The following is a 24,457-nucleotide window of genomic DNA, read 5'->3' as shown; positions in this document are numbered from 1 at the left end:
AAGCAGTATATCTCACTGATGGCAAGCTTTTTACTCTTACTATGGATTAGGCCTTCTCTGTACGTCTTCTGCGGGGCGCTGACCCGCTCCTCCAAGGTTTTTTGGGAGATTTAGACTTATTGTAATTCTCATGCCTGTTGTTTTCTCTTCTAGAATTACTTTCTTTGAGTTGCTTTTGAGGATTTTGAAAATCTGGGAAAAGCACTTTTCCGTCTAACGAACAAGGCGTGATGTTGGCTTTGGTATTTCTCATAATCATATGCAGCTTGCCACGCTCTCTGGGGTAAATAAGCGTATATGCAACGCCGCTTTGATTTGCACGGCCGGTGCGCCCAATACGGTGCACGTAGCTGTCTGAGTCACCAGGAATATCGTAATTGATAACAACGTCGATTCCGCCAACGTCAATACCACGGGCGGCAACATCGGTCGCTACAAGTGTTTTCACCCTACCATTGCGGTACCGCTGCATAACCTGGTCGCGCTGTCTTTGGCGCAGGTCACCATGAATCGCTTCTGCTGGGTGGCCAGCCTCAGTGAGCTGGTTCGCAAGCGTGTCTGCCATCACCTTTGTAGAAACGAAGATGAGCGAAAGCTCGTATTGCTTTTTCTCCATTAACTGCATTAGGCTAGAGAATTTTGCATTTCCTCGTACCTCGCAATAAAACTGTTCTACCTTTTCTACTTTATTTACACTTTGCCCAATGCGAATATGCTGTGTTTCTTTTTGGTACTGCTCTGCAATTTTTTTAATTTCGTCTGACAAAGTAGCAGAAAACAGAACGGTTTGCCGCTCCTGCGGTACACACTCTAAGATGGAGTGAATATCTTCACGAAAGCCCATGTCCAGCATTTGATCTGCTTCATCAAGCACAATGCTGTTTACACGGTTTAATCGGGTGGTCCTTCTGCGCATGTGGTCCATTAAGCGGCCAGGGGTCGCAACCACAATTTGCGGGCAGCGCTTGAGCGCCATAATCTGCCTTTGAATGGGTTCTCCTCCATACAAAGCCAAAATACGGATGCCCTTCTTGAAAGTAGACATCTGTTTTAATACACTGCAGGTTTGCAGAGCCAGCTCGCGTGTAGGGCAGAGAATTACCGTTTGAATTTGGCGGTTTTCGGGGTCCGCGTTTTCTATAATCGGCAGACCAAACGCCGCAGTTTTTCCGGTTCCGGTTGGTGCCTGAACCAATAGATCCTGTTTTTCGAGCATGGGTGCGATTGCCGCTGCCTGTACAGGAGAAGGGTCTTGAAATCCCATTTTTGTGATGCCTTGCAATAGTTCCGGTGTAAAACCAAATTGATCAAAGTTAGTAATAATCATAATCTCCATTTCTTCTATATGTTTCTTGTTTGTAAACAAAAGAAAAGCCGCCATATCCAATTAGGAAATGGTGACCTCTCTGCTTGCGATGGTCTTAAGCTAATTTCACGTTTGCAGCACGCAGCTTTTTGCTGTTTTTCGGGTCCTGCTCTGTGTCGAAAGTTACCTTATCGCCTTCGTTCAGGTTCTTATATCCCTCAGACTGAATGGCAGAAAAGTGAACGAATACATCTTCTCCTCCGTCATCATTCGAGATAAAACCAAATCCCTTTTCGGAATTAAACCATTTAACTGTACCAGAATTCATATGAGTGGTACCTCCATTTTTCTATTTGCACCTACCACTGCACAAAAAAACACACATTTTTATAACTCATGAAACGAATCAATGACTTACAAAAACATGTGAGACAATGTAACATTTTTAGAATACCTTTTAAATGTAACACACATTGTCTCTTTCGTCAACTTTTATTTTAAAATAGAATATTATTTTTGAGTGCAATCTATAAAATAATTACTTATTTTTTATGAAAATTAATTAGGCTTTGATTGCCCACCGCAATTTTGCCGAGCGAGCACGACTATTGCGATTGCACTCTTCTAAGGATGGACGAATAATCTCTGTTGATATTTCACGGTACACCCCTTCTCGGTGCAACGCTTTGAATGACTTTTTAACGAGCCTGTCCTCACCCGAATGGAAGGATAAAATGGCGACTCGTCCCCCCTTAGCTAATACATTCGGCAGCTTTTCTAAAAACTCATATAATACTTCAAATTCGCTGTTTACATCAATCCGCAAAGCCTGAAAGGTTCTTTGGCTCGATTTACGAATGACCTCTGTGCGCTGATCCTTTGGTACAAACTTTAGAGCTTCTTCAACGACAAGACGAAGCTGAGTGGTTGTTTCAATGGGAACGCCTTTTCGTAATTTAGTTACAATTGTATTTGCTATTTGCGCCGCATACGGTTCATCTGCATTTTCAATCAGCATGCCCTCTAGTTCATCGCGCGTTAACTCTTTTAAGCGTTCGGCACCCGAGATTCCTTTTTCAGGATTCAGGCGCAAATCTAACGGGCCTTCCCTTTTAAATGTAAACCCTCTGTCGGGATTATCAATTTGCATGGAAGAAAGCCCTAAATCGGCTAACACAAAATCAAAAGGGCCTGCCTCTGCGGCAACCTGATCTATATTGGCAAAATTAAGCTGATGAATGGTTAATATTTCTGGCCCATAGCCTAGCTTCTGCAAGCGCTCTCGGGTTTTGACTATTTCAATGGGGTCCGCATCAAGTGCTACCATGTGGCCTTTTGACTGCAAGCATTTTAGCATTTCTAGGGTATGGCCACCATACCCTAAGGTAGCGTCCAAGCCAGTTTGTCCGGGCTCTATTTGCAGAAAATCCAATATCTCTTTCACGCAAATTGAAATGTGCATTCCTGCAGGCGTATTGCCCTTTTGGATAATCTTCTCAACCGTATCGGCATATTTTTCTGGTTCTAGCTCTTTGTATTTCTCTTTAAAATTCCTTGGGTGTGTCCCTTTGTACCGCGGGCGCCGTTGGTGCTTCTGCTCTGGGTTCTCCATGATTTAACTTCCCTTTCTTTTCTCCTTTATGTTAAACGATCATTTTATTTTCTTTTTATACTTCTATTATACTGTCTATTCCCGTGCGGTACAACATTCGAATTGATTTTGTAAGTAAAATCGATACGAAAAAGCTTTTGGATAATCTTGTTTTTATTTATTGGTTAATTATGTTATAATACATTTATTTATATGAATTCATGTAGATTGGGAGATTTTAGTATGAAAAAGAAAGCTTTCGCTTTATTCTTTGCTTTCACTATTTCGCTATCATCATCTGTACACGCTCAATCAACACCCAGTGTGTTAACTCTTGTAAAAGACAATTTGCAATACCATTCCATACAGGGGTTTTCTGAGGGATTTTCTACGGTAAGTCAATATACAGACAAAAACAAAAACCGTGAAGTATTTGGGCTTATTGATACAGTAGGCAACGAAGTGATTCCCCTAAAATACCACGAGATGTCAAACGTTTCAGAGGGTTATATACGGGTTGGAATGGATATTGACAACAACCTTAATACCTGCACACAAGGCTCTGAGCGTGGAGTTGATAAATGGGGATTTCTCAATACAAAGGGGGAAACCGTTCTTCCAATTACATACGATAGAGCCGAAGATTTTAAGCAGGGCCTTGCCTTGGTGGGAACGAAATACGAATACGTACAAAAACCAATTGCAGGCTTGCCAAGCACAACGCAAGTCGGCTATAAAACCGGATTCATTAATAAGGATGGCAAGGTAGTTGTTCCGCTCATTTATGACGAAGCTTTCAGCTTTTCAGATGGGCTCGCAGTCGTTATGAAGGATATGAAATTCGGATTTGTTGATAGATCCGGCAAAGTAGTTGTTCCGCTTATTTATGATTTTGCAAACAAGTTTTCGGAAGGGTTGGCGGTTGTTTATCAAAACGGAAAGGCCGGTTATGTTAATACACAGGGAAAGGTTGTCATCCCCTTAAGATACGACTCTGCACAGAGCTTTCACGAAGGCTTGGCCATCATCCGGCAGGGAGAAAAAAACGGAGTGATTAACAAGCAAGGAAAAGTGATCCTTCAGCCCACTTATAGTTCGATTTACGACTTTTCAGAGGGATTAGCCTTTGTTTTTCAATCAAATAAAGAAATGACTGTTAAAAAATTCGGGTTTATTAATGCCACTGGAAAAGTCGTGATTCCTCTCAATTATTATAATGCGTCTCCTTTTTCAGATGGTTTATCCATTGTAAGAACAACGAAAGGGATTGATGGTGACAGTGTCATTGATAAAAGTGGAAAAATAGTACTCCAATACCCCAACAACACACTTGAGGATTTTAAGGATGGTTTTTCAATCATCGGAAATTATAGTGATAAACGTCATAACCTCTCCGATACATTCGGGATGATTGATAAAAAAGGAAACGAAGTGCTCCCCATAAAATACTCTAGTATCCTTCAAAATGACGGATACATTATTGCAAAAGAACAAAATGGAACCAGTACGATTTGGAAGATAAAATAGAATTGTTTCAATAAATAAGCACCTAGCAAACAGATTATTATTGTATTTACCATAGGGTGCATTTATTAAATACATCTTTTGTATTTTTGTTATGATTCATCCTTCGTTTCTTAGCAAGTAATACATTTGTAAGGCTTCGTCTTGTCTTATTATAATTAACTTAATTTTTATAACTCAATAAAAAAACTTTCCATTTGGAGGAACTTCTATGGCAAAATGTGCTCATTGTAAAAAACAAGGTCTATTTCTAAAATTAAATACGATGAAATTGTGTGACCAATGCCAAAAAGAATATGAAGTAACGATTGTTCCGCACATTGAACGCTGGCAAAATAACGTAGAATTTATAAAACAAAATGGCAACTTAGCGGAAAACCTTTCTTATGCCTTAGACGCTCTTGAATCATTATCTGCAATAAAAGAATTTGGCTCGACAGAAATTGATATTATTAACGCCATAGATAGTACGCAACGATTCAAGGAAGTATATGATTGGCTAGACGATATTACCGATTTAATAGGCGGTATGATAGATCAAGTCGAGAAATCTATCTTTCGTAATTTGAGGAAACTAGAAACTGCGACAGAAGACGATTTAGTCCAGGCATTTATTGAGTCCGTAAGGCAAGCAGGTGCCACTCCAAGCGATTTACCATATGATATCTCGAAAAGCATTCACAGTATTTTAAATAATCTTGTCGATGATGAGCATATTGTAAAAAACAAGATAGGGGATGAATACAGGTACTCTATATCGTGCGATTAAAAACAAAGCCTATTTATTAATTGCAGAAGTAGAGTTTTCTTCTTTGATTTTTATCTATATTTCTATTTAAAGAAAAGTATAAAATAACTCCCCCCGCTCTTGGAATTTCAGTTCCAATTGTGGGGGAATTCTACTTTGCAAATGTGATAAAAAAATGAAATAAAAAACGATGATTATAAAACCACCCACTTACATAAATTTTTTGATACATTAGCAATAAGTGAGTTAAAAATATCTTCTTACTTGTTTCAAATACTCACTATATTCTTTACCAAATTGATTTGTACACCATCTTTCTTCAGCAAGAATCACCCAATGTGATGAAATTTGAAAGACCAATACTGCGAGAAATAGAAGTATTGATTGCGTAAGTACAACAAAACCTAAAAAGTAAACACCATAGGCAACATACATTGGGTTGCGCGAAATGCGAAATAAGCCGCTCCGACAAATTCCATATTTATCGGGCCTAGCAAAGCCAACTACTGAAAAAATGAACAGTAATATCCCTAATATATAAATTGAAAATCCAATATAGAGCCATGGTTTACCCTCACGGATATTCAGAAAAAACATATCAACAATGATATACAGTGTAGATGCCTGATACAGTATATACATTTTCTTTTCTATCCCTTGCATAGGTGGGAAATGTGCCGCTCTAGGCAATGCTTTTCTATTAACAAGAGAGAGCAAGCCATACCGAATCAGAAAAAGTGGAATAAGCAATATCGCACTATTCATCTTTATCCTCCTATTTTCTATACTCTATTTATTAAGCTCTTTCATATAGTCTTCATACTCATATAAGGCTAATGATTCTACTTTCAATCTAGATGAAATCTACCTATTAACATACAGTAGCTAAATAAAAATTTGCTATTGCTATATTAAAAGAGCTATGCGAAAGCATAATTGGTAATTTATTGACTCTCTAACTCCTGAATATAATCTTCATATTCGTAAAAAGCCTCATCATTTCCTTCCATTAAGCAAATAACGCAATACGATATGATGGCAGTCCACCTTCTTACTAAAATTACCTGGTCTTCTGGTAAAATTCCTTTGAGCATTCCATCATTTTCTGTCCACATGTTGGAGTAATGTATAATGCCATTTATATTTGCAAAGAGTTCTCTATCGATTTCACTTTTCTGGAACTCATCTTTTAATTCGTTTAAGCATTCCATAATCTCAATAAAATTATCTATAAAAAGCTTTCCTCTATATGGGCGGAGCATACCTAAATATCCATTTTTCCACTTATCATTGTCAATATCCGGATTTCTTCCCGAATGGTAACTGAGTCGGTTGAGTATATCCACTTTTTCCAAGACTCATCATACCTCCAATCCCAAAGTTCTATCTATTACATTTATAACGCAAATTATACCGCTTGCAGCTTACGTTCGCGGCTTAAACTCTAAAAGCTATTTCAATGTATTACACCATAGCTATGTCACTTGCTAAGCCTCAACATCAATTTATAAATACTCAGTTTATTGAATTCTGATGAATAATTTAAACTACAAATGCCTATAAAAATCACGGAGTTTTTGCACCGCGATTTTTTGTTATCTTTCAAAGTTTCATGTACGACATATCGCTCAGTTTTCTTATTACATGTTTGCCTTCTTCATTCTCTTGTAGCAAAGTAACACCACCAGACATACCAAACAAGTCATATTTATTTAGCTTTTCAGGTTCAAATCCAAGCCAAATAGCATTAAACACACTCAATGTATCTCCATGCGATACGATAATAGCATTTTCATTTTCACCATTCATAATTTCATAAAATAAAGGCTGTAACCTATTCCACACATCTCTACGAGACTCGGCATTATGAAACATTTTATCGTCAACAGTAGACTCTTGGCACTCCATATTTTCACGCAACCATTGTACCGACTCTCCAACTGCGGAACCTAAGTTACGCTCCCTTAAAGCATCACGAATCACCAATTCAACATTTAAATGTGTTGCTACAATTTCGGCAGTACGTCTTGCACGAAGTAAATCTGAAGAATACATTATAAACTTCTCTTCCCCTAATTCAGAAGAGAGATTTTTACCGATATTTTCTGCTTGTTCTTTTCCTAGCTGTGATAAATCCCAGTCTGTCCAAGAACCAACCATACCATTGGTATGATGAACGGATTGAGTGTGTTGAATTGTTATTATTCTTTTCATAACAGTCTCCAATTAAATACACTTAAAAAATTGGTCATGAGAGTATACCAGTATCATAGAAAACAATTTATAACCGATAAACAGCAATATAAAATCCCACAAGAGTTGAAAGCTCGTTAAGTTTATCTAACTTTGCTTTATCCTGTTGTGATGTCTTCCGAGTGTATGGTGTCATTGTAAAAAGGTTTTGAATTTCTGAATTGTTATGCAATTTCAACGTGTAGCAAATTGATTTTCGTTCGATTAAAGTCATTCCCTCTGGATGGATAGGTGGTGTATTTAGATACGTCTCGTCATAAACAGCAGCTTTTAATCCAATTAAATGGTCTTCTGTTGGAGAAATTTCTATAAAAAAACCACTAGGGGACATCAATCTCTTAACTTCATCAATAGAATACGGCGCAAATATAGACACAATGCCATCGCAAGAGCCGTCAGCAAGTGGCACTTTAAAAGCATTTGCAACAGCAAAGTGAGCACTTTCGTCGCGGCAACGCTTCACAGCATGAATGACAGCGTTTTTTGAAATATCAATACCAAATAGGGTTACGGCTCTTTGGGTATCAAGCAATCCTTGTGTATAATATCCCTCACCACAGCCACAATCTAAAATAACTGCTGATTTCTGCATGGGAAAATAGGTTTTTACGATTTCGCAAAGCATATTTTTTAAAGGCTCATAATGTCCTCCGTCTAAAAAAGCTTTACGAGCTTCAACCATAGCTTTGTCATCACCAAATGTGTGAGAAGAGCGTTTTTGTGCCATTAGAAGATTGACATAACCAGATTTCGCTATGTCGTAGCTATGACCATTTACGCATAGAAGTGTGTTTTGACTTTGATTAAGGTTTGTTAAGCATTTTGGGCAAGAAAAGTTCAAGGTTCCACCTCATATTATTTTATTAAGTAATTATTGTTATATTTTTCACGATTGTTTTATATACACTTTAAAATTTGAATCATGGGTAAATTATTTCTATATTCAAAAACAAGAAAAACCCGCTGAATCCTAAGATTCATGCGGATTTTCCTTTGGTGCTGGTGATGCAACACCCTCCGAAAAAGGTAAATCCTCCTGTTTTATATTATCAGTATTTTCATCTAGCGGGTTCGTTATTATTCTAATCTTATCATCATAAACGTATACCCGATAGACAAAAGCAAGAAGGGTTTGTTTACCCTCTAAATCATCTACAGGTACATTTGCTATATAGTCTAAAATTTGAAGAATATCATCTATGGACTTGTGTGCCGAAACCTCAGTTTTATCAGTGGCTGCAAGCTGGGTGTAAAGCTTTCTCTGCTCTGTCTCTAACTCGGTTAATTTGTCCATTGTAGAACCACTAAAGATTCCTTGGGCAATAGCATTATTGATATTCTCTAATTGGTGGTCTATTTCTTTAATTCTTTTCTCAATCTCAATTCTTACTCCCGCAGCAGAGCCTAAAAGTTTCCCCTGCGCCTCAAATAATTTCTGAGCTATCTCGTGCCTTTGTTTGTTTGTCACCAGTGTCTCTTTAACATAATTTATTACCATCTGCTCTACCCTATCCTTTTGGATGGGCGCTTTATCACAGTTTTTTAGCCGCTTTTTACCAGAGCAGTCATAATAATAGTACTTGCCATTGCTTCTGGTACCTGTCATCGCCATGCCACATTCACCACAAAACAATTTGCCACTAAGCAGATAATCCACCTTTGCTTTGTTCCTAGCATTTACTTTGTTTGAACGTAAACGGGCTTGAACCTTGTCCCACAAATCATTTGAAATAATCTGGGGCACTGCACCTGGAATCTTTATTGCCGCCGGATTTGCTTTATGACTATTCCTTTTTCCGTTTTTTGCAGGCAGCATTTTATTATATACATATATTCCAATATATCTTTCGTTTTGAAGAAGAGCATTAATAGAGTTGGACCCGAAAGTTCTACCAGCTTTTGTTTTATAACCTTTTTCATTCAGCGTCTGAATAAGATATTTATATGATTTCCCAGAAGCATACAGCGTAAATATTAGTCGAACGGCTTCAGCTTCATATTCATTAATTACATATCGCTTATCCTTGACATCGTATCCTAGTAAAACAGATCCTCCACATACAAGACCTTGCCTTGCGATTCGATTCATCGCGTCCACCACCTTCTGTCTGGTTTGCAACACATGAATTTGATTTACAAGCGCATTAATACCTTCTGTTGCAAAGACCGCCGTATCATTTAGGTCACCGCCAACATACGGTTGCGTAACTGATATAATTTGTATATCGTGATTCTGCATGGTGCGTCGGAAAGAAAACCAGTCAACAATATCTCGGCTGAATCTGGATTGATCATATATTAGTACAACCTCAAATGATCCCATTTCAGCCATGTTGAACAGCTTCTGCAGCTCCGGCCGGTTAGATTTCATTCCTGAAACCGCCTCGTCTGCTAAAACTTCTATAATATTAAAACCCTTTTGCTTCGCGTATTCCACACATCGCTCAACCTGTACTTCAATTGTTTCGTGGCTCTGGTTGTCTGTCGAATACCGAGCATAGATAACTGCTCTTTTCATATGCCTCTCCCCTCTTGATTTCGGAGAGCTGAACTGATACAATATTAGTGCATTTATGTACTGTCAGCCCTTGGTTGATGGTTGCCGCTCGTTCCGGGGTTCAGCCGTGGCGGGCGGTTTTTTATTTATACTTTCCAGCGGTGACCACAGTTCAGGCAGGTAACTACCACTTTGCCAGAACCAATGCCGCCAGCAGCTGCGCCTAAAACGCCAACAGTAAATACACCCACTGCTGCTTTTCCTACTCCAAACCCCTTTTTGTTGGCGCTCAGTGAGGTAGAACCACACTTCGGGCAGCAGGCTACGCCGTTCGCTTTGTTCTCTTTGATGCGATCTTTCTTGGAGAGAGATTTAGATGCCTCCACAGTGGTTTCAGGCACCTGAGCGGGTGAGTGATTCATTGTTGCATAGCCATGATCTATGAACGCTTTTGCTTCCTTCAATTCGCACCCGGTCTTGTATCGAACGTATTTAATTGCCTTTATTTTGTCTTTGCCGAACATACTTGCAATTTCTGAAATATTCAGCCCATCAAAAGATACAGGTGGTTGATGCTTCATTGAAACTGCTTTTTTATCTGGCGGCGCAGAAAACGCCTTGCCTCGAAGCCTTTGCACTTCATTAAAAGCAACAATCCAATTATTAGGATATGCACTAATTTTTTGAGGCTTAAATCCTATAAACTCTTCTTTGAGTTTTAACTTCGACCATTTTGTATCATAAAAATCATCCAGCCTAGAATCTGTATAGCTGACACGTGTAATAATATCTGTATCCGGCTTTTTCTCGTTAATTTTGCAGAACACAATTTCATTCTTGTTTACAAACATGAAATAAGAGTCAAAGACAGAGTACAGATTTCCTACATACAGAATGACCATTCCGGAATCAGAAAAGACATGATGAGCAAGTGCAGCACTGATAACCTTTTCGTCTTTTTCGTAATATTTATCTGGCCCCAAGCGAACAGAGAAATCTATTCTCGCAGGTTCCAGTTGCGCCGCTGCTTCAACAATTGGTGCCCCACACTCAGAACAAAATTTTCCTCCTTTAATTTCCGCTCCACAATAAGAACAAATCATAAACTCTCCCCCCTTCCTTAATCACGCGCTCTGCTCCTCTATATCTTCATCTTCGCAATCTAACAAAGAGTCATCCTCATCAGTCGGACTAAGAGCATCTGACTCTTCGGGAGTATAATCCATTGAAAGGCTCTGGTTATACTGCTGGGCCAGCATCGTACGATTAAACTCTGCCGAGGGTTCTAATTCATTAACCAATTCTTCCAGCTCGTCCAAACTGGCTTTGAAGAATTCTTTTCGCATATTGACTTTGTTTAATCTTCTGTCATTTAGGCGTTTATGCATATTATTTTCAAGGGATACGGCATTTTCAGAAAAGATAAAGCTGTGGACATCAAACGGAAACGGAACACTAGCGCTTCCGAGTTCATCTACGCGCTCCTGTGGCTCTAAGCGACGGGTCATACCAATTTTAAATATATCACCGCCAAATGACCCCAAGTTGCTGATAACATACACGTACCCAGCCTGACCATTCTGCAATCTTGTAATTTCTTCTTTTTTGTGCTCGACTCCACTTAGCTGCTCACGAAGCTGAAGAATTCTTGTTTCCAGCTGTTGAATTTTATTATCGTCTTCGGTAGCACGAAGCTGTGCCTCGACATTTTCGATTTCCGCTTTATATTTGCTTTCTTCTTTTTCAACTTGCTTCCTTTGTTGAGCTAAACGACGGCGTTCCTCTGCTTCCTGACGCATTTGTTCCCGAATAGCACGTTGCTCTTCTTTGATTCTTTCTTTCTGAATAAAGTACTCATATTCAATCGCAATGGCTTGAAGAAATAGATATTCAACTTCTCCAATAAATTTTGAAACCGTTGGAGCGATGCTTTGATTTCCATCGGCGGCAATTGCTTGATATTTTTCACAAATTAATTTAATTGCAGACTCCGCTTTATCTAACTTCCCATAGCTGATAGAACTTAATACATTTTGCAGCTCTGCTTCCAGAGCAATTACCATCAATCTATAAATTGTAATGTTTGCTTTGGTTGTATATCGATCCTGGTATTTCGCCAAAACTTCCTTTATTAATTTATAATTCTGATTATATTTTTGGCGTAATTGCTTCACATCCATGCAGTAAAGCTTAATGCTAACCGTAGGACCTAATTCTTCTGCAATCTCATCTTCAATCGCAGGAATAATGATATCTGAATCAAATATATGCTGGTTGAAATATTTAGTCATGGAATATTCCATGCTTTTGTACAAGGTTTGCGTCTTTTGAACTTTTTTCTGCGCCGTAGCTAAAGCTTTAATCGCTTTTTCATGCTTGCTGGACATGATTTCTATATCAGAGGAAAGGTTTTCAATTTTTCTGCTTAGCTCTTCTACTTCTTTTGTTTTAGCTGAAAGCTCTCGTTCAGCTTCTTCCTGTGCTTCCTGAATTAGTTTTTCTTTAAATCCCTTTTGATCCGATATTTCTTCGCTAAGCACTTCAAGGCTTTTGTGTAGCTCTGCGGCTTGCTGGATTAACATATCATTGCGTTCGCAGTCCGCACAAACACCCCGGGCATTAACATTCAAGAAAAAACCTTTCTTACCACAGTTATTGCATACAGCCACTTTACTTCCCCTCCCGATTGACATATTATTCCAATATGTTACAATATTTTCAGGAGAGTTTCTTTTCTCGGGAACTTCTACCTTTGCCCCTTTCACTGTTCGCAGCAGTGGGAGGGGCTTTTTTATTGCTCTAATGTAAGTCTCTTGATTTCTTTAAGCCGGTACTCTACTAAATCTTCGCTCACGTTTAAGCAACGTGCCGTCTGTTGAATGGTTAAATCTCTATAATCATCAAAATCAGAATCGTGAGGATACAATAAACTAATTGCGAATTGGTTCGCCTGTCGCTCATAACGTCCTGCCTTGAGATATGTACGCGTATCAAGAAATATGGCATTAATATCCTTATGCATCAGTGAGTGTCCCAGCTCATGCGCACAAACAAACTTTTTCACCTGATCCTGTAATCCGCTATCAAGATAAACGATGTCTTGTCCATCATAGAACTGATAAAAACCCCGCACTCCTACAAGGGGAACCTGCATAATAATATAATCCAGATAGCCACATAATTCGTAAGGGTCGTTTGTTGAGAATTTTTTAATTAAGTCGTTCACAATTTCCATTTCGTTCATGCGAAATTTCCTTTTGCTATTTTTTCTTATTTTTTGCTTTTGCGGCAGCCATACCAAGTTCCATTGCACTACGAATACTATCTAAAGCTTCCGGCGTTAAAGGATCGCCATCAAACATTAATCCTTTTTGCCTTTCCATCATTACCATAATTTCATCTATTTTGTTTTTGATATCAAGCTCGTCCTCTTTTGTAAGGACGGGCATTTCTTTTTGTTCTCTATTAAGTAAAAAATCAATAGAAACAGAAAAGAAATCAGCTACTTTTGTGAGCTTATCTCCTGACGGAACAGTGACATCCCATCTTCGTATTGTACCATTTCCAAAACCTAGTTCTCTTTCTAATGAAGCTAAAGTTTCTCCACGCTCATCACAAAGTTTTTTTATTTTATCAACTAGCATCTTAGCGAACCGCCTTAAAAATATTTTAGAAATTCGCATATTTGCTATTGACTTCGATTAGCTCCTGTGCTAATATTAGCTTACAAGCTAAAGACAAAAGCAAACAGAAAGAGATGACGACTGCTACCACGCTATCTAAATCATCTATTTCTGAACTTTAGGGAATTTCCACACTTATAGAATAGCATAATTCCTAATCTGTGTCAATAGCAAATAATCTAATCGCGGAGGTGATTTTTCGATGTTGTACGAAAATGTAAAAGAACTTTGCAAGAAAAACAATATTACGTTTGCACATCTTGAGAGAAAGCTTGAATTTGGAAACGGCACTGTTCGAAAATGGGAGGTCGCATCACCAAGCGTAGAACGGCTGGAAAAAGTAGCTGATTATTTTGGAGTTACTACCGATTGGCTGCTTGGGAGAGTTTCTTAACCCCAGTATACCATCCCTCTCCCCTATTTCAAGAGGGCGGAAAATCGCTGTCCGATTTAAAGGACAGTAAATACAGAAAGGAGTTCTATGAATGGTAGTTGATATTAATCTTAATACCGGTAAGAAAACTGTTATTAAGCCTATGAATGACAATGACAAAGAGTCTCTAGCTACAATACTTATGAACTTGTACCGGCTACACGAAAGCCGTGAGATACAGACATCATAACCACCGCCTGCACCCGCTGCGGGCTGCATCAGGACAAGTCCAGTACTGGCAGAAAGGAGTGAACGACCATCAACGAAAACAAAATTATACTAGACCTCTGTGGAGGGACAGGCTCGTGGAGTAAGCCATACCGTGATGCCGGGTACGATGTCAGGTTGATTACCTTGCCCGACTACGATGTGCTTACATACGAGCCGCCGGAAAACGTTTATGGCATACTGGCCGCACCGCCGTGTACGGAGTTCAGCTCTGCTAAAAACGGCAGAGGCCCACGAGATATTTCAGGCGCTATACAGATTGTGAAAGCATGTTTAAAAATCATTTGGTTTTGTCAACTGCAAGGAAACCTGAAATTCTGGGCATTGGAAAACCCGAAAGCCTCAAGCTCTCCCTGCCCGTTATCCAAGTTCTTAGGACACCCGCATTATTGTTTTGAGCAGTGGCAGTTCGGAGGCACGGCAAAAAAAGCAACAAATATTTGGGGCTTCTTTAAGGACCCAGTTTCAACAGTGGATCTTGCGCCAGAAGTGTTTGAAACCATGGGGAGTAAGCATTCAGAAAACATGCACTATAAGCATCCCAAAACACCAGAGTGGTGCAAAGAGTATATTCATTCCATAAGTGGCGCTACCGCCCGTAGAGCTGCTATTCGCGCCATCACCCCGCCCGGCTTTGCCCAGGCCTTTTTCAAAGCAAATCAATAGGAAAGGAGTGAATCATCATGCCTATTACAACAGCTCTAGCTGCATCCTTTGCGGCACTTGCTTTAGTAGCGCTGGCACAGCAGATTCAGATTTGCCAGCTTAAGAAGCAAGTCAAAGCGGGGTTTCAAATTACTGAAAATGCTCTGAACAAAGGAAAAACCGCCACCCGACTGCAATCGGATAGCGGTGCACAAGTAAATATTCTATCCACATACTAATCTGAAAGAGAGGATTTGTCAAGTGACTTCCATAACTCCTGACTACTGCCCTGTGTGCAGTAGCATCGATATTAGTGCTGGATATTGTCAGCATTGCGGCAGTGAATCTGTTTCGGTCGTACTACAGCAAAAACCGCCGGATAGTATGGTTGCAATAAAACACCCCGGAGGTACTATGCTGATGTCTGCAGACCGTTTTCATAAACTAAGCGATTCTAAATTCAAGAAACTTATCGGAGGTAAATCTCATGAAAAACGTAACCCTGTCTGTAGAAGGCAGCAAGCTGCTAATTGAAGTAGATCTGTCGCAGAACTTTGGCCCCTCAAGCAGCGGTAAATCTATCTGCATCGCATCCAGTGAAGGGAACAAATCCGTTCCAGGCACTGAGGATATTAAAATCGGTCTGAATGTGTACAGGCCTAACAAATAAAGGAGGCTTTATCTGTGCTTTCAGAATTTAGACGGTTTGTTATCTCTGGTAATCCCAATCAACGAGAGGCTTTGGAAGAGCTCATACAAACGAAAGGTCTTACTCGAGAAGACGTTATCTTGATTTTACAAACAGTGGCTTTTCGGGGTCAAGATTTCGATGCTTCAACGAGATAGAGCCTAGTAAATCCTTTAGGTCGATTAAGCTGTGTATGCTGTTATAAATTTCTATAATTTCAGCGCCGGGAATTTTTCTCCAAACATAAACATCTGCGTCTATTGTTTTACGATTATTATCTAAGCCGCTAACTTCGAGGTCATAGTCATCTCCTAATCTGCGGTAAATAACATTCTCCATGTCAATCACTTTTATCTCATATGGTTCCCCGAGAAAAGACTGTACTTTTTTAATTCCGTTTGTTGGGTTATTTGTATTCAAAAACATTACCCCCTTTTTCCACATTATAACATTCCTATTTCACAATATCAATTTAGGAGGAACTACCTATGTCAAACATTGTAATCGAGATTACCGCCCCCGAAATCGTAACCGCTATTCAACAGCTTGCCGCCGTATTAGCACCCCGAAAAATTCAACCGGATATTCTCTCCCTTCCACAGCCACTTGCAGAGCAGGCAACTAGTACGCAGCTTATTCCTGTTCAACCAGAAGTACCGTCGCCAATGCAACCGTACCAACCCGCTGTACCTATAAGCCCTACTCAGGCGGCACCGATGCCAAGCAGCCCGATGATGGATGTGGCAAATACGGCCCCAGTTGTCACACCTGCACCTGTATACAGTGCCCCTATTGCCCTCTCAACTAATCAGACTCTCTCGATACCGGTAGCGGGGGCACCTACAGCAATGCCTGATAGTCAGACTCCTGTCGCACCGATAGCTGCAGCTCCTGCCTATCAGATTGACGATCTCGCCCGAGGTGCCGCGCAGTTGATGGACGCAGGCAAACATCAGGAATGCCGCGCATTGCTCACACAGTTTCAGGTGCGGGGCTTAGGCGATCTCAAGCCAGAGCAGTTTGGCGCATTTGCGACATGCCTGCGCCAGATGGGGGCGAAACTGTAAATGCCTAAAAAACATTCAATCCTTGGCCCTTCAAGCGCTAAACGCTGGATGAGCTGCCCCCCGTCGGTTAGACTGACAGAGAAAATGCCTGATACGACCAGCCCTTGGGCGGCGGAGGGTACATTGGCCCACAATGTGGCAGAGCTGAAAGTGAAAAAGAAGTTTACCGACCCTATGGGTGAACAGACTTTTAAGAGGCGATTAAAGAAACTAGGCGAAACTAAGCTGTTCGATGAGAGCGGTAAAGAGCGTAACCCAAAAGAATACTGGCCGGAAACGCTAAGCGCTACAGATGATTATCTGGACTATATTACTGGTGTGGTAATGTCATACCCTAAAAGACCCCATGTTTCTGTAGAAGTTGAATTGAACTTTGATAGATATGCAAAAGGAGGCTTTGGTACCTGCGATTGCTTGGTGCTGGGCGGCTCTGAACTGCATATCATCGATTTTAAATTCGGCAAAGGAGTACCGGTATCTGCTGAGAACAATCCGCAGATGATGCTGTATGCTTTAGGAGCCCTTGAATTGTATGGCGCCCTTTATGACATACACGACATTGTACTTACTATCTTTCAGCCCCGCGCAGACGGCGACACAGTCAAAGAGTGGAGTATCTCCCGAAATGATTTGGTTGACTGGGGAGTATTCACGGTTCGGCCACTAGCCGAGAAAGCCTTTGCTGGTGAGGGTGAGTTCCGTGGTGGTGACTGGTGCCGGTTCTGCCGGGCAAAGAACACCTGCCGGGCACGCGCTGACCAGTACACTGCTCTCGAAGACTTTGGCGCGCCGAACAGCAAGACCAAAACAGGCAAATTGCCAGTGCCTCCACTTCTCTCTGATGCAGAGGTAGGCGGTGTGCTCGAAAAGGCAATCGCACTGGAAAAGTGGGTTGCCGACTTAAAAGATTATGCGATCACATCATGCCTTGCGGGCAAAGAAATCCCCGGTTGGAAAGCTGTTGAAGGACGCAAGACCCGAGTGTGGGACGATCCAGACGCTGCTTTCGCCGACATTACCACCGCAGGCATTGAGGAAGCAATGCTGTACGAACGCAAACCGCTGACACTGGCGGGCATTGAAAAAATGCTGGGCAAAGCACGGTTTACAGAAGTTGCTGGCGCACATGTTACTGTATCCTCTGGCAAACCAGCACTTGCTCCTGTATCAGACAAACGCGATGCAATTACCAATAAACCCTCTGCAGAAGAGGATTTCAAATAAAAGGAGAAATACATTTATGGCTAACAACAATCCCGCACATATCGTTTTGAGGAACGTCCGTCTCTCTTACACACATCTGGACAAACCTTATGCGCAACAGCCCGGACAAGAACCCAAGTACAGCTGCACGGTGTTGGTACCGAAGAATCCTGCAACCAACCGGACTATGATTGACGCAGCAGTCGCTAATGCCACACAGAAAGCAATTGAGAAGTACGGCAAAGCTTTCCCTGCTACACCGAAAATCAGTGTACACGATGGTGACGGTGTTCGCCCTTCTGACGGGCAGCCGTTTGGGGAGGAGTGCAAAGGTTGCTGGGTATTCACGGCTTCCAACAAATCCCCTGTCACTGTGGTTGACCTCAACCTCCAGCCAATTCTGGATGCGACACAGATTTACTCTGGTATGTATGCCCATGTCGGTGTAACCTTCTTCGGCTACAATGCTCCACAGAACAAGGGTATTGGCGTTGCGTTAGATAACGTGATGAAGATTGCAGATGGTGACCCGCTGGGTGGTTCTCGTGCAAGTGCAGAGGATGATTTCGGTGCAGCAGAACCGCAAGTTTCCGCACCTTATACTCCCGCTTACCAGCAGGTCCCTCCCGCACAACAGTACCCGCAGCAGGGATACACACCCGCCAGTGTACCACCTTGGCAACCACAGGCCCCTGCATACGCACCGCCTCAATATCAGGCTCCGGCAGCCCCGCCGTACCAAGGGCCGGTTGACCCGATTACTGGTATCCCGCTGTAAAACCGTTTCTAGGGCGTTAACGGATAAAGCGCCCTTCCACTAATTTTTATAGAAAGGAGTTCGAGTTGTGGCTCATCATTTGAATATAGACCTTGAAACCTTTTCTTCTGTGGATATCAAAAAGGCTGGCATGTACAAATATGTGCAATCTCTGGATTTTGAAATCTTACTGTTTGCCTACTCATTTGACGGCGCACCAGTTCAGGTTATTGATTTAGCAAAAAACGAAGAGATTCCTGGCTCTATTATCAGCAGCCTTTACCGGCCTGACGTTATAAAACACGCTTATAATGCTGCTTTTGAGTGGTACTGCTTATCAAAACATTTCTACATTCCTGACCCTGGTAAATGGCTTACCCAGTGGCGCGACACAATGCTCCACGGCCTTTACTGTGGATATACTGCTGGCCTTGGTGCTACAGGTGCCGCTTTGGGTCTGCCAGAGGACAAACGCAAACTGGCAACTGGCAAAGCACTGATAAAGCTATTCTGTACTCCTACAACGCCCACAGCGCGAAACGGTGGCAGAACAAGAACACTGCCTCACCATGAACCGGAGAAGTGGAAACTTTTCAAAGAGTACAACCGGCAGGATGTAATTACCGAACAGGAGATACAGCGCCGCTTGTCACCGTTCCCAGTACCGGATTTTGTTCAGAAGCAATGGGAAACTGATTTGCGTATTAATGCCCGCGGCGTAGCCGTAGACCTCGACCTAATTTATGGGGCACTGGAGTGCAATGAGGCAATTACCGACACGCTGACACAAGAAGCCGTTCAGCTGACCGGTCTTGATAATCCTAACAGTGTTCCACAGCTTTCTGGTTGGCTCACAAAAGAAACTGGTACTCAAGTTACAGACCTGCGAAAAGAAACAGTCAAAACAATGTTGGAAGGTGAGATTCCAAATGATACGGTTCGACGGGCTTTAGAAATCAGGCAGGAACTTTCTAAAACAAGTGTAAAAAAATACACCGCCATGACTGAGGCGGTGTGTGAAGATGGTCGAGTACGTGGTTTGCTGCAGTATTACGGAGCCAATCGAACCGGTCGATGGGCAGGCAGAATCATTCAGCCTCAAAACTTACCGAGAACATACCTTCACGGTGACATGCTAGATCTGGCTCGTGAATTGGTCAAAGGCCGGAAGATTGACCACCTGCAGCTGATTTATGGCAGTATACCAGATACCCTTTCTCAGCTAATACGCACGGCTCTGATTCCAGCTCCCGGGCATCAATTTGTTGATGCCGATTTCAGCGCCATTGAGGCGCGTGTGATTGCGTGGCTTGCTGGCGAGGACTGGGTTCTGGACGTATTCCGCGGCCACGGCAAGATTTACGAAGCGACCGCAGCCAACATGTTTGGTGTGCCAATAGAGAAAATCGTCAAAGGGCATCCGGAATACGAGCTGCGTCAAAAGGGTAAAGTCGCGACGTTGGCACTTGGTTATCAAGGCTCTACTGGTGCACTTATCAAAATGAGTGCCCTCAAGATGGGAATACCAGAAGAGGATTTACCGGATATTGTTCGCCGTTGGCGAGAGGCCAACAAGAGAATTGTTGACCTTTGGTACTCTGTTGAAAACGCCGCGCTTGGTGTGGTTCGTACAGGACGACCCGCGGGTGTACGTGGGTTACTGTTTGCTTTAGAGGGTGACCATGATACTGACCAATATTTCCTTACCGTCACTCTGCCTTCTGGCCGCAAGCTCTACTATGCCCGACCCTCGCTCGGTACCAATCAATGGGGAAAGCCATCTATTCAATATTGGGGCATGAACCAGACAACCAAACGATGGGAACCCATAGAATCCTATGGCGGCAAATTAACAGAGAACATCGTACAAGCAATCGCCCGCGATTGCTTGGCAGAAAATATTGAACGTCTGGAAGCCGCCGGGTACCCGATTGTATTTCACATTCATGATGAAGTAGTAATCGACTATTCAAAAGAAAAGGCAGACCTTAAATCGGTCTGCCAAATAATGAGTATACCTATTTCATGGGCGCCTGGTCTGCCGTTGTCAGCAGAAGGATGGATTGGGGACTATTTCACAAAGGATTAAACTGATTCCATTAATCTATTAAAATCGTTTCTAGTATTCTCTAATAATTTTTTCGACTCAAAGACTATATCTGCACAAGCATCACTTGAAAAATACTCCGATTCCAGTTTTTCTTCTATGTTGGAATGTAAAGTGTTAATTTGTGTGCGATATATAGGATCAAAAAACAGATAAAATTCTCCCCTATGCTCTGTATAGAATTTTGAAAAACCAATTAGTGCACGGGTTAGATACTCGGCATCTTTCTCGTTTAGTGTCTCAGAATCCATTTTAGTGATATCTATAAGACAGTTAGTTATTTCTTTAAATAGAACCTGTTTCTGTTTCCAGATATCCATAGACACCGTGCGCTTTGCGATATACTTTTGTTGATAATAACCTATAGTGCCACTCGTAACTGCGCCTGTAATTGCCCCCAATATAGCAAAAACTCCCTCGCTCATCGCGCTACACCTCCCCTTATTATATTTAATTTGATATCTTACCCCATATTATTCCATTTGTAAAGGAGTGACTTCAACAAAATGCTTCAAAATGACCGGCAAATAACCATCAGCGCCGCCGGCAGCCGCAATGCTACCAAGTGGCCGACGCAGAAGCTCTACATATCTGAGCTTTACGATAAATTAGCCGTACCAGTACGCAGCACTGAAACGCTAACCGCTTACCTACGCATGACAAAGCCCCAACAGGATAATTTGAAAGATGTTGGCGGCTTTGTAGGCGGTGTCGTCCACGACGGAGGTCGTCGCAAAGGAAACGCCATCGATGGCCGTGATATTCTAACCCTTGACCTTGACCACGTCCCCGCCGGCGGCACTGACGACGTGCTGCGGCGGGTAGATGGCCTTGGCTGCGGGTACTGCATTTACTCCACCCGCAAGCACGCCCCAGAGGCTCCCCGACTACGTATTATTCTACCTTTAGACCGTACCTGCACGGCCGACGAGTACGAACCAATTTCTCGCAAAGCTGCACAGCTTATCGGTATAGAGATGTGCGACCCGTCCACGTTCGAGGCTTCCCGGTTAATGTACTGGCCATCTTGTTGTTCAGATAGTCAGTACATATACACTTTCGGAGATAAGCCTTTTCTTTCCGCTGATGGTGTTCTGGGACTCTATGCGCAGGCTGGGCAAGATTGGCACAATGTTACTATTTGGCCACAGGTACCCGGTGTGCAAGACCCACACAAACGCCTGGCAGCCAAGCAAGGCGACCCGGTTGAAAAGCACGGTGTTGTCGGCGCTTTCTGCCGAACATACAACGTGCTGTCCGCTATGGATAAGTTCCTGCCAGGTATCTATGAGCCAGTAGACAATATAAGCGACCGCTACACCTTTACAGGTGGTAGCACGACCGGCGGCGCTATCTTATACGACAACGGTACTTTTATATTCAGCCACCATGCTACTGACCCGGCAGGTGGCAAACTCTGTAATGCCTTTGACCTTGTTCGCTATCATCTATTTTCTGATAAGGACGACGAAGCCCAACCCGGCACACCAACTATCAGGCTGCCATCTTATACCGCCATGTGCGAGCTGGCTGTACAGGATAAAGAAGTTTCTACTCTACTCAACAGAGAGCGTTATGAGGCCGCGACAAGAGACTTCTCAGGAACAGTGCCTTTGCCCGAAGATGGTGCTACAGACGTTAACTGGATGGACCTGCTGCAGGTTAGTCCGCAATCGGGTTTACCAGCAAAATCCACCCGCAACGTTCGCATAATGCTAGAACATGACCCTCTATTAAAAGGCCGAATCAAGCTAAACACCTTCACAAATCAGCTACTGGGCATCGCTCCGCTGCCGTGGGGCATTCGCACCGATGCCGAAGGTGAATTCGAGTGGGGCGAGGCCGATGACGCAGGCATTCGAGATTACACTCATGAGGTACTTAAATTCCGTTCTTCTGAGGTTGTTTCTGATGCTGTTTTACTGGTAGCACAAAGAAATACTTTTGATCCTGTTTCAAATTACTTACACAGCCTACAGTGGGACGGAGTTTCACGCATAGACAACTTGTACATTGACTACTTCGGCGCAGAAGATTGCCCTTACACCCGCGCTGTGACCCGCAAGGCACTTGTCGGAGCTGTCGCCCGTGCGATAGAACCGGGTACCAAATTTGACACTATGACGGTTGTACAGGGTATTCAGGGCATCGGTAAAACGACTTTCTTTTCCCGGCTTGGCCGTGGATGGTTTTCTAATAGCGTTGGTACCTTTGAGGGCAAAGAAGCAGCTGAACTACTGCGCGGTGTATGGATAGTAGAAATAGGAGAATTGGAAGCTCTTAGCCGCTCCGATGTAAAACTGGTAAAGCAGTTCCTGAGTAAGACAGAAGACCAGTACCGGGCGGCCTACGCCCGGCGTACAGAAAAGCACCCCAGGCACTGCGTTTTCTTCGGCACTACTAATAACCAAGAGTACCTGCGTGACCCGACAGGCAACCGTCGTTTCTGGCCTGTTGATACAGGAGTACAGAACCCTAGCAAGAACGTATTTAAGGATTTAACTCCCGAGACAGTCAATCAGATATGGGCTGAATCCGTTGTGCGTTGGCAGCTTGGTGAACCTCTAATTCTTTCGAAAGAGCTCGAAGCCGAAGCAGATTCACGGCGTGAGATTCACATGGAAAGAGATCCTTTGCGCGGGCAAATAGAAGCCTTCTTAGAAAAGCAGATACCCGGAGATTGGTTCTCGTGGGACAGTGCTCGGCGAAATATGTTCTGGTCTTCTAGTGTTCGTGGTGACCTGCAACTAATGCCCAGAGACCGCGTTTGCGCATTGGAAATATGGCGTGAATGCCTTGGCGAAAACCGCACAATGCCCAAGGCAGATGCCCACAGAATCAACGAGATTTTAGGGGCTTTACCCGGTTGGGAAAGAGTTAGTACAATGCGATTTGGCTCTAACTACGGCACGCAAAAAGGCTTTAAATATATCGGAAAAGTTGTAAACCAAGATGTAAACCAAGTACCCGAAATTTGTAAACTTGTAAACCATGGTCAAGAAATGGGTGTAAACCAAGTAAACCAAATTTAACTCCATAGTTTACAAGATGATTTACACAAAAAACCGCAGTACAAAGCCATTATTTCTATTTGTAAACTATGTAAACCAATTTTATTTATATAAATAAAAAATAAAGGAATATAAAGTATATATACCTCTATAACTCTATATATTTCCCTCATATAACGTATATAGGGAAAAGGTTTACGGAAATTCTCGAAAGGAATTAATATGATAACTTGTGAAAAATGGTTATTTGTCTTTTTAAAATCTCAAGGATTAACTTGCTGTGATTATGTTCGTAAGAAAGCTTTTGAACAGGGATTTACCAGAAAAGAATTAAAACAGGCTCGCAAAGCTTTAGGGGTAAAATGCTGGAACGATTCCGTGATTAATGGTGAAACATTAAACTGGTTCTGGTATCTGCCAGAGTAGGAGGAAATATGAGAGAAGCAGCGATAGAAGCATATCTTCGCGACAGGGTGAAAGAACTGGGCGGCAAGGCGTGCAAATTCGTTTCGCCGGGAAACACAGGGGTGCCAGACAGATTGGTTTGTTTACCCGGAGGCAGGGCCGTATTCGTAGAGCTGAAAGCGCCAGGAAAACAACCAACGGCTTTGCAAAGAAGTCAGCATAAGAAATTAGAATCTCTTGGCTTTGAAGTGTGGGTAATCGACCGAAAAGAACGTGTTGATCAATTCATTGCTGAGTACATGGGCAGGTGA

At 42.3% G+C, this 24,457-nt stretch carries 26 protein-coding genes; 12 read left to right on the top strand and 14 right to left on the bottom strand.

Going from position 1 to position 24,457, the window contains the following annotated elements:
* Window positions 1–46: 46 nt before the first annotated feature.
* The 3 genes from CAN90_RS05770 to rsmH all read right to left on the bottom strand — a co-directional run bounded on the left by CAN90_RS05770 (window position 47) and on the right by rsmH (window position 2,918).
* The gene (locus CAN90_RS05770; RefSeq protein ID WP_085834296.1) at window positions 47–1,327 is read right to left on the bottom strand and encodes a DEAD/DEAH box helicase; all 1,281 of its coding nucleotides are present in this window, start codon (window positions 1,325–1,327) and stop codon (window positions 47–49) included.
* 94 nt (window positions 1,328–1,421) lie between these two features.
* On the bottom strand, window positions 1,422–1,634 hold the full coding sequence (locus tag CAN90_RS05765; RefSeq protein ID WP_085832901.1) for a cold-shock protein: 213 nt from the start codon (window positions 1,632–1,634) through the stop codon (window positions 1,422–1,424).
* A 234-nt stretch (window positions 1,635–1,868) separates the two neighbouring features.
* Window positions 1,869–2,918, bottom strand: a complete 1,050-nt coding sequence (rsmH, locus tag CAN90_RS05760; protein WP_085832900.1) for a 16S rRNA (cytosine(1402)-N(4))-methyltransferase RsmH — start codon at window positions 2,916–2,918, stop codon at window positions 1,869–1,871.
* Window positions 2,919–3,140: 222 nt separating this feature from the next.
* On the opposite strand from rsmH, the gene CAN90_RS05755 reads away from it, so the two are divergent.
* Together CAN90_RS05755 and CAN90_RS05750 are read left to right on the top strand one after the other, a co-directional pair.
* Entirely contained in the window at window positions 3,141–4,424 is a 1,284-nt protein-coding gene (locus tag CAN90_RS05755; RefSeq protein WP_159450358.1) for a WG repeat-containing protein, read from the top strand.
* 208 nt (window positions 4,425–4,632) lie between these two features.
* Window positions 4,633–5,190, top strand: coding sequence for a hypothetical protein (locus CAN90_RS05750; protein WP_085832898.1), 558 nt, complete (start codon window positions 4,633–4,635; stop codon window positions 5,188–5,190).
* A 225-nt stretch (window positions 5,191–5,415) separates the two neighbouring features.
* Here the strand turns inward: CAN90_RS05750 and CAN90_RS05745 are convergent, their stop codons facing one another.
* The 9 genes from CAN90_RS05745 to CAN90_RS05705 form a co-directional block, all read right to left on the bottom strand.
* Window positions 5,416–5,934, bottom strand: coding sequence for a methyltransferase family protein (locus CAN90_RS05745; RefSeq protein WP_085832897.1), 519 nt, complete (start codon window positions 5,932–5,934; stop codon window positions 5,416–5,418).
* Window positions 5,935–6,113: 179 nt separating this feature from the next.
* A complete protein-coding gene (locus CAN90_RS05740; protein WP_085832896.1) occupies window positions 6,114–6,524 on the bottom strand; it encodes a hypothetical protein in 411 nt (136 codons plus the stop codon).
* 247 nt (window positions 6,525–6,771) lie between these two features.
* Window positions 6,772–7,383: a histidine phosphatase family protein gene (locus CAN90_RS05735; protein ID WP_085832895.1), complete on the bottom strand. Its 612-nt coding sequence runs from the start codon at window positions 7,381–7,383 to the stop codon at window positions 6,772–6,774.
* Window positions 7,384–7,450: 67 nt separating this feature from the next.
* Entirely contained in the window at window positions 7,451–8,263 is an 813-nt protein-coding gene (locus CAN90_RS05730) for a putative RNA methyltransferase (protein WP_085832894.1), read from the bottom strand.
* A 129-nt stretch (window positions 8,264–8,392) separates the two neighbouring features.
* A complete protein-coding gene (locus CAN90_RS05725) occupies window positions 8,393–9,940 on the bottom strand; it encodes a recombinase family protein (RefSeq protein ID WP_085832893.1) in 1,548 nt (515 codons plus the stop codon).
* Between the two features lie 125 nt (window positions 9,941–10,065).
* A complete protein-coding gene (locus tag CAN90_RS05720) occupies window positions 10,066–11,022 on the bottom strand; it encodes a ribosomal protein L7/L12 (protein ID WP_085832892.1) in 957 nt (318 codons plus the stop codon).
* Between the two features lie 21 nt (window positions 11,023–11,043).
* Complete coding sequence (locus tag CAN90_RS13695; protein ID WP_242953586.1) at window positions 11,044–12,588, bottom strand: GIY-YIG nuclease family protein; 1,545 nt, start codon at window positions 12,586–12,588, stop codon at window positions 11,044–11,046.
* A 122-nt stretch (window positions 12,589–12,710) separates the two neighbouring features.
* Window positions 12,711–13,163: an ImmA/IrrE family metallo-endopeptidase gene (locus tag CAN90_RS05710; protein ID WP_085832891.1), complete on the bottom strand. Its 453-nt coding sequence runs from the start codon at window positions 13,161–13,163 to the stop codon at window positions 12,711–12,713.
* Window positions 13,164–13,179: 16 nt separating this feature from the next.
* Entirely contained in the window at window positions 13,180–13,563 is a 384-nt protein-coding gene (locus tag CAN90_RS05705; RefSeq protein WP_085832890.1) for a helix-turn-helix domain-containing protein, read from the bottom strand.
* A 241-nt stretch (window positions 13,564–13,804) separates the two neighbouring features.
* On the opposite strand from CAN90_RS05705, the gene CAN90_RS05700 reads away from it, so the two are divergent.
* From CAN90_RS05700 to CAN90_RS05685, 4 genes are all read left to right on the top strand, one after another.
* Window positions 13,805–13,996: a helix-turn-helix domain-containing protein gene (locus CAN90_RS05700; RefSeq protein ID WP_085832889.1), complete on the top strand. Its 192-nt coding sequence runs from the start codon at window positions 13,805–13,807 to the stop codon at window positions 13,994–13,996.
* Window positions 13,997–14,389: 393 nt separating this feature from the next.
* Window positions 14,390–14,929, top strand: a complete 540-nt coding sequence (locus tag CAN90_RS05695; RefSeq protein WP_143750805.1) for a hypothetical protein — start codon at window positions 14,390–14,392, stop codon at window positions 14,927–14,929.
* 17 nt (window positions 14,930–14,946) lie between these two features.
* Window positions 14,947–15,147: a hypothetical protein gene (locus CAN90_RS05690; RefSeq protein WP_085832887.1), complete on the top strand. Its 201-nt coding sequence runs from the start codon at window positions 14,947–14,949 to the stop codon at window positions 15,145–15,147.
* A 248-nt stretch (window positions 15,148–15,395) separates the two neighbouring features.
* Complete coding sequence (locus CAN90_RS05685; protein WP_085832886.1) at window positions 15,396–15,578, top strand: hypothetical protein; 183 nt, start codon at window positions 15,396–15,398, stop codon at window positions 15,576–15,578.
* Between the two features lie 114 nt (window positions 15,579–15,692).
* Here the strand turns inward: CAN90_RS05685 and CAN90_RS05680 are convergent, their stop codons facing one another.
* On the bottom strand, window positions 15,693–16,016 hold the full coding sequence (locus CAN90_RS05680) for a hypothetical protein (RefSeq protein ID WP_187138309.1): 324 nt from the start codon (window positions 16,014–16,016) through the stop codon (window positions 15,693–15,695).
* A 68-nt stretch (window positions 16,017–16,084) separates the two neighbouring features.
* Here CAN90_RS05680 and CAN90_RS05675 point away from each other — a divergent pair, with 68 nt between their 5' ends.
* The 4 genes from CAN90_RS05675 (at window position 16,085) to CAN90_RS05660 (ending at window position 20,712) form a co-directional block, all read left to right on the top strand.
* Window positions 16,085–16,663, top strand: a complete 579-nt coding sequence (locus CAN90_RS05675; protein WP_085832884.1) for a hypothetical protein — start codon at window positions 16,085–16,087, stop codon at window positions 16,661–16,663.
* Window positions 16,664–17,887: a DUF2800 domain-containing protein gene (locus tag CAN90_RS05670; protein ID WP_085832883.1), complete on the top strand. Its 1,224-nt coding sequence runs from the start codon at window positions 16,664–16,666 to the stop codon at window positions 17,885–17,887.
* A 16-nt stretch (window positions 17,888–17,903) separates the two neighbouring features.
* Window positions 17,904–18,644 (top strand): DUF2815 family protein, encoded by a 741-nt coding sequence (locus CAN90_RS05665; protein ID WP_085832882.1) that lies wholly within the window; start codon window positions 17,904–17,906, stop codon window positions 18,642–18,644.
* A gap of 130 nt (window positions 18,645–18,774) precedes the next feature.
* Window positions 18,775–20,712 carry a DNA polymerase gene (locus CAN90_RS05660; protein WP_085834294.1) on the top strand — a complete coding sequence of 646 codons (1,938 nt, stop codon included), beginning with the start codon at window positions 18,775–18,777 and terminating at the stop codon, window positions 20,710–20,712.
* Here the strand turns inward: CAN90_RS05660 and CAN90_RS05655 are convergent.
* Window positions 20,709–21,155, bottom strand: coding sequence for a hypothetical protein (locus CAN90_RS05655; protein ID WP_085832881.1), 447 nt, complete (start codon window positions 21,153–21,155; stop codon window positions 20,709–20,711). The genes CAN90_RS05660 and CAN90_RS05655 overlap by 4 nt on opposite strands.
* An 81-nt stretch (window positions 21,156–21,236) precedes the next feature.
* Between CAN90_RS05655 and CAN90_RS05650 the strand changes: the two genes are divergently transcribed.
* Complete coding sequence (locus CAN90_RS05650) at window positions 21,237–23,762, top strand: virulence-associated E family protein (protein WP_085832880.1); 2,526 nt, start codon at window positions 21,237–21,239, stop codon at window positions 23,760–23,762.
* 413 nt (window positions 23,763–24,175) lie between these two features.
* Window positions 24,176–24,457, top strand: a complete 282-nt coding sequence (locus CAN90_RS05640) for a PDDEXK family nuclease (protein WP_085832878.1) — start codon at window positions 24,176–24,178, stop codon at window positions 24,455–24,457.

The sequence above is a fragment of the Clostridium merdae genome (genome assembly GCF_900176635.1).
Classification (GTDB): domain Bacteria; phylum Bacillota; class Clostridia; order Oscillospirales; family Acutalibacteraceae; genus Faecalispora; species Faecalispora merdae.
Note: the sequence above shows the minus strand (reverse complement) of the source record. Positions and strands in the feature narration are given on the sequence as shown.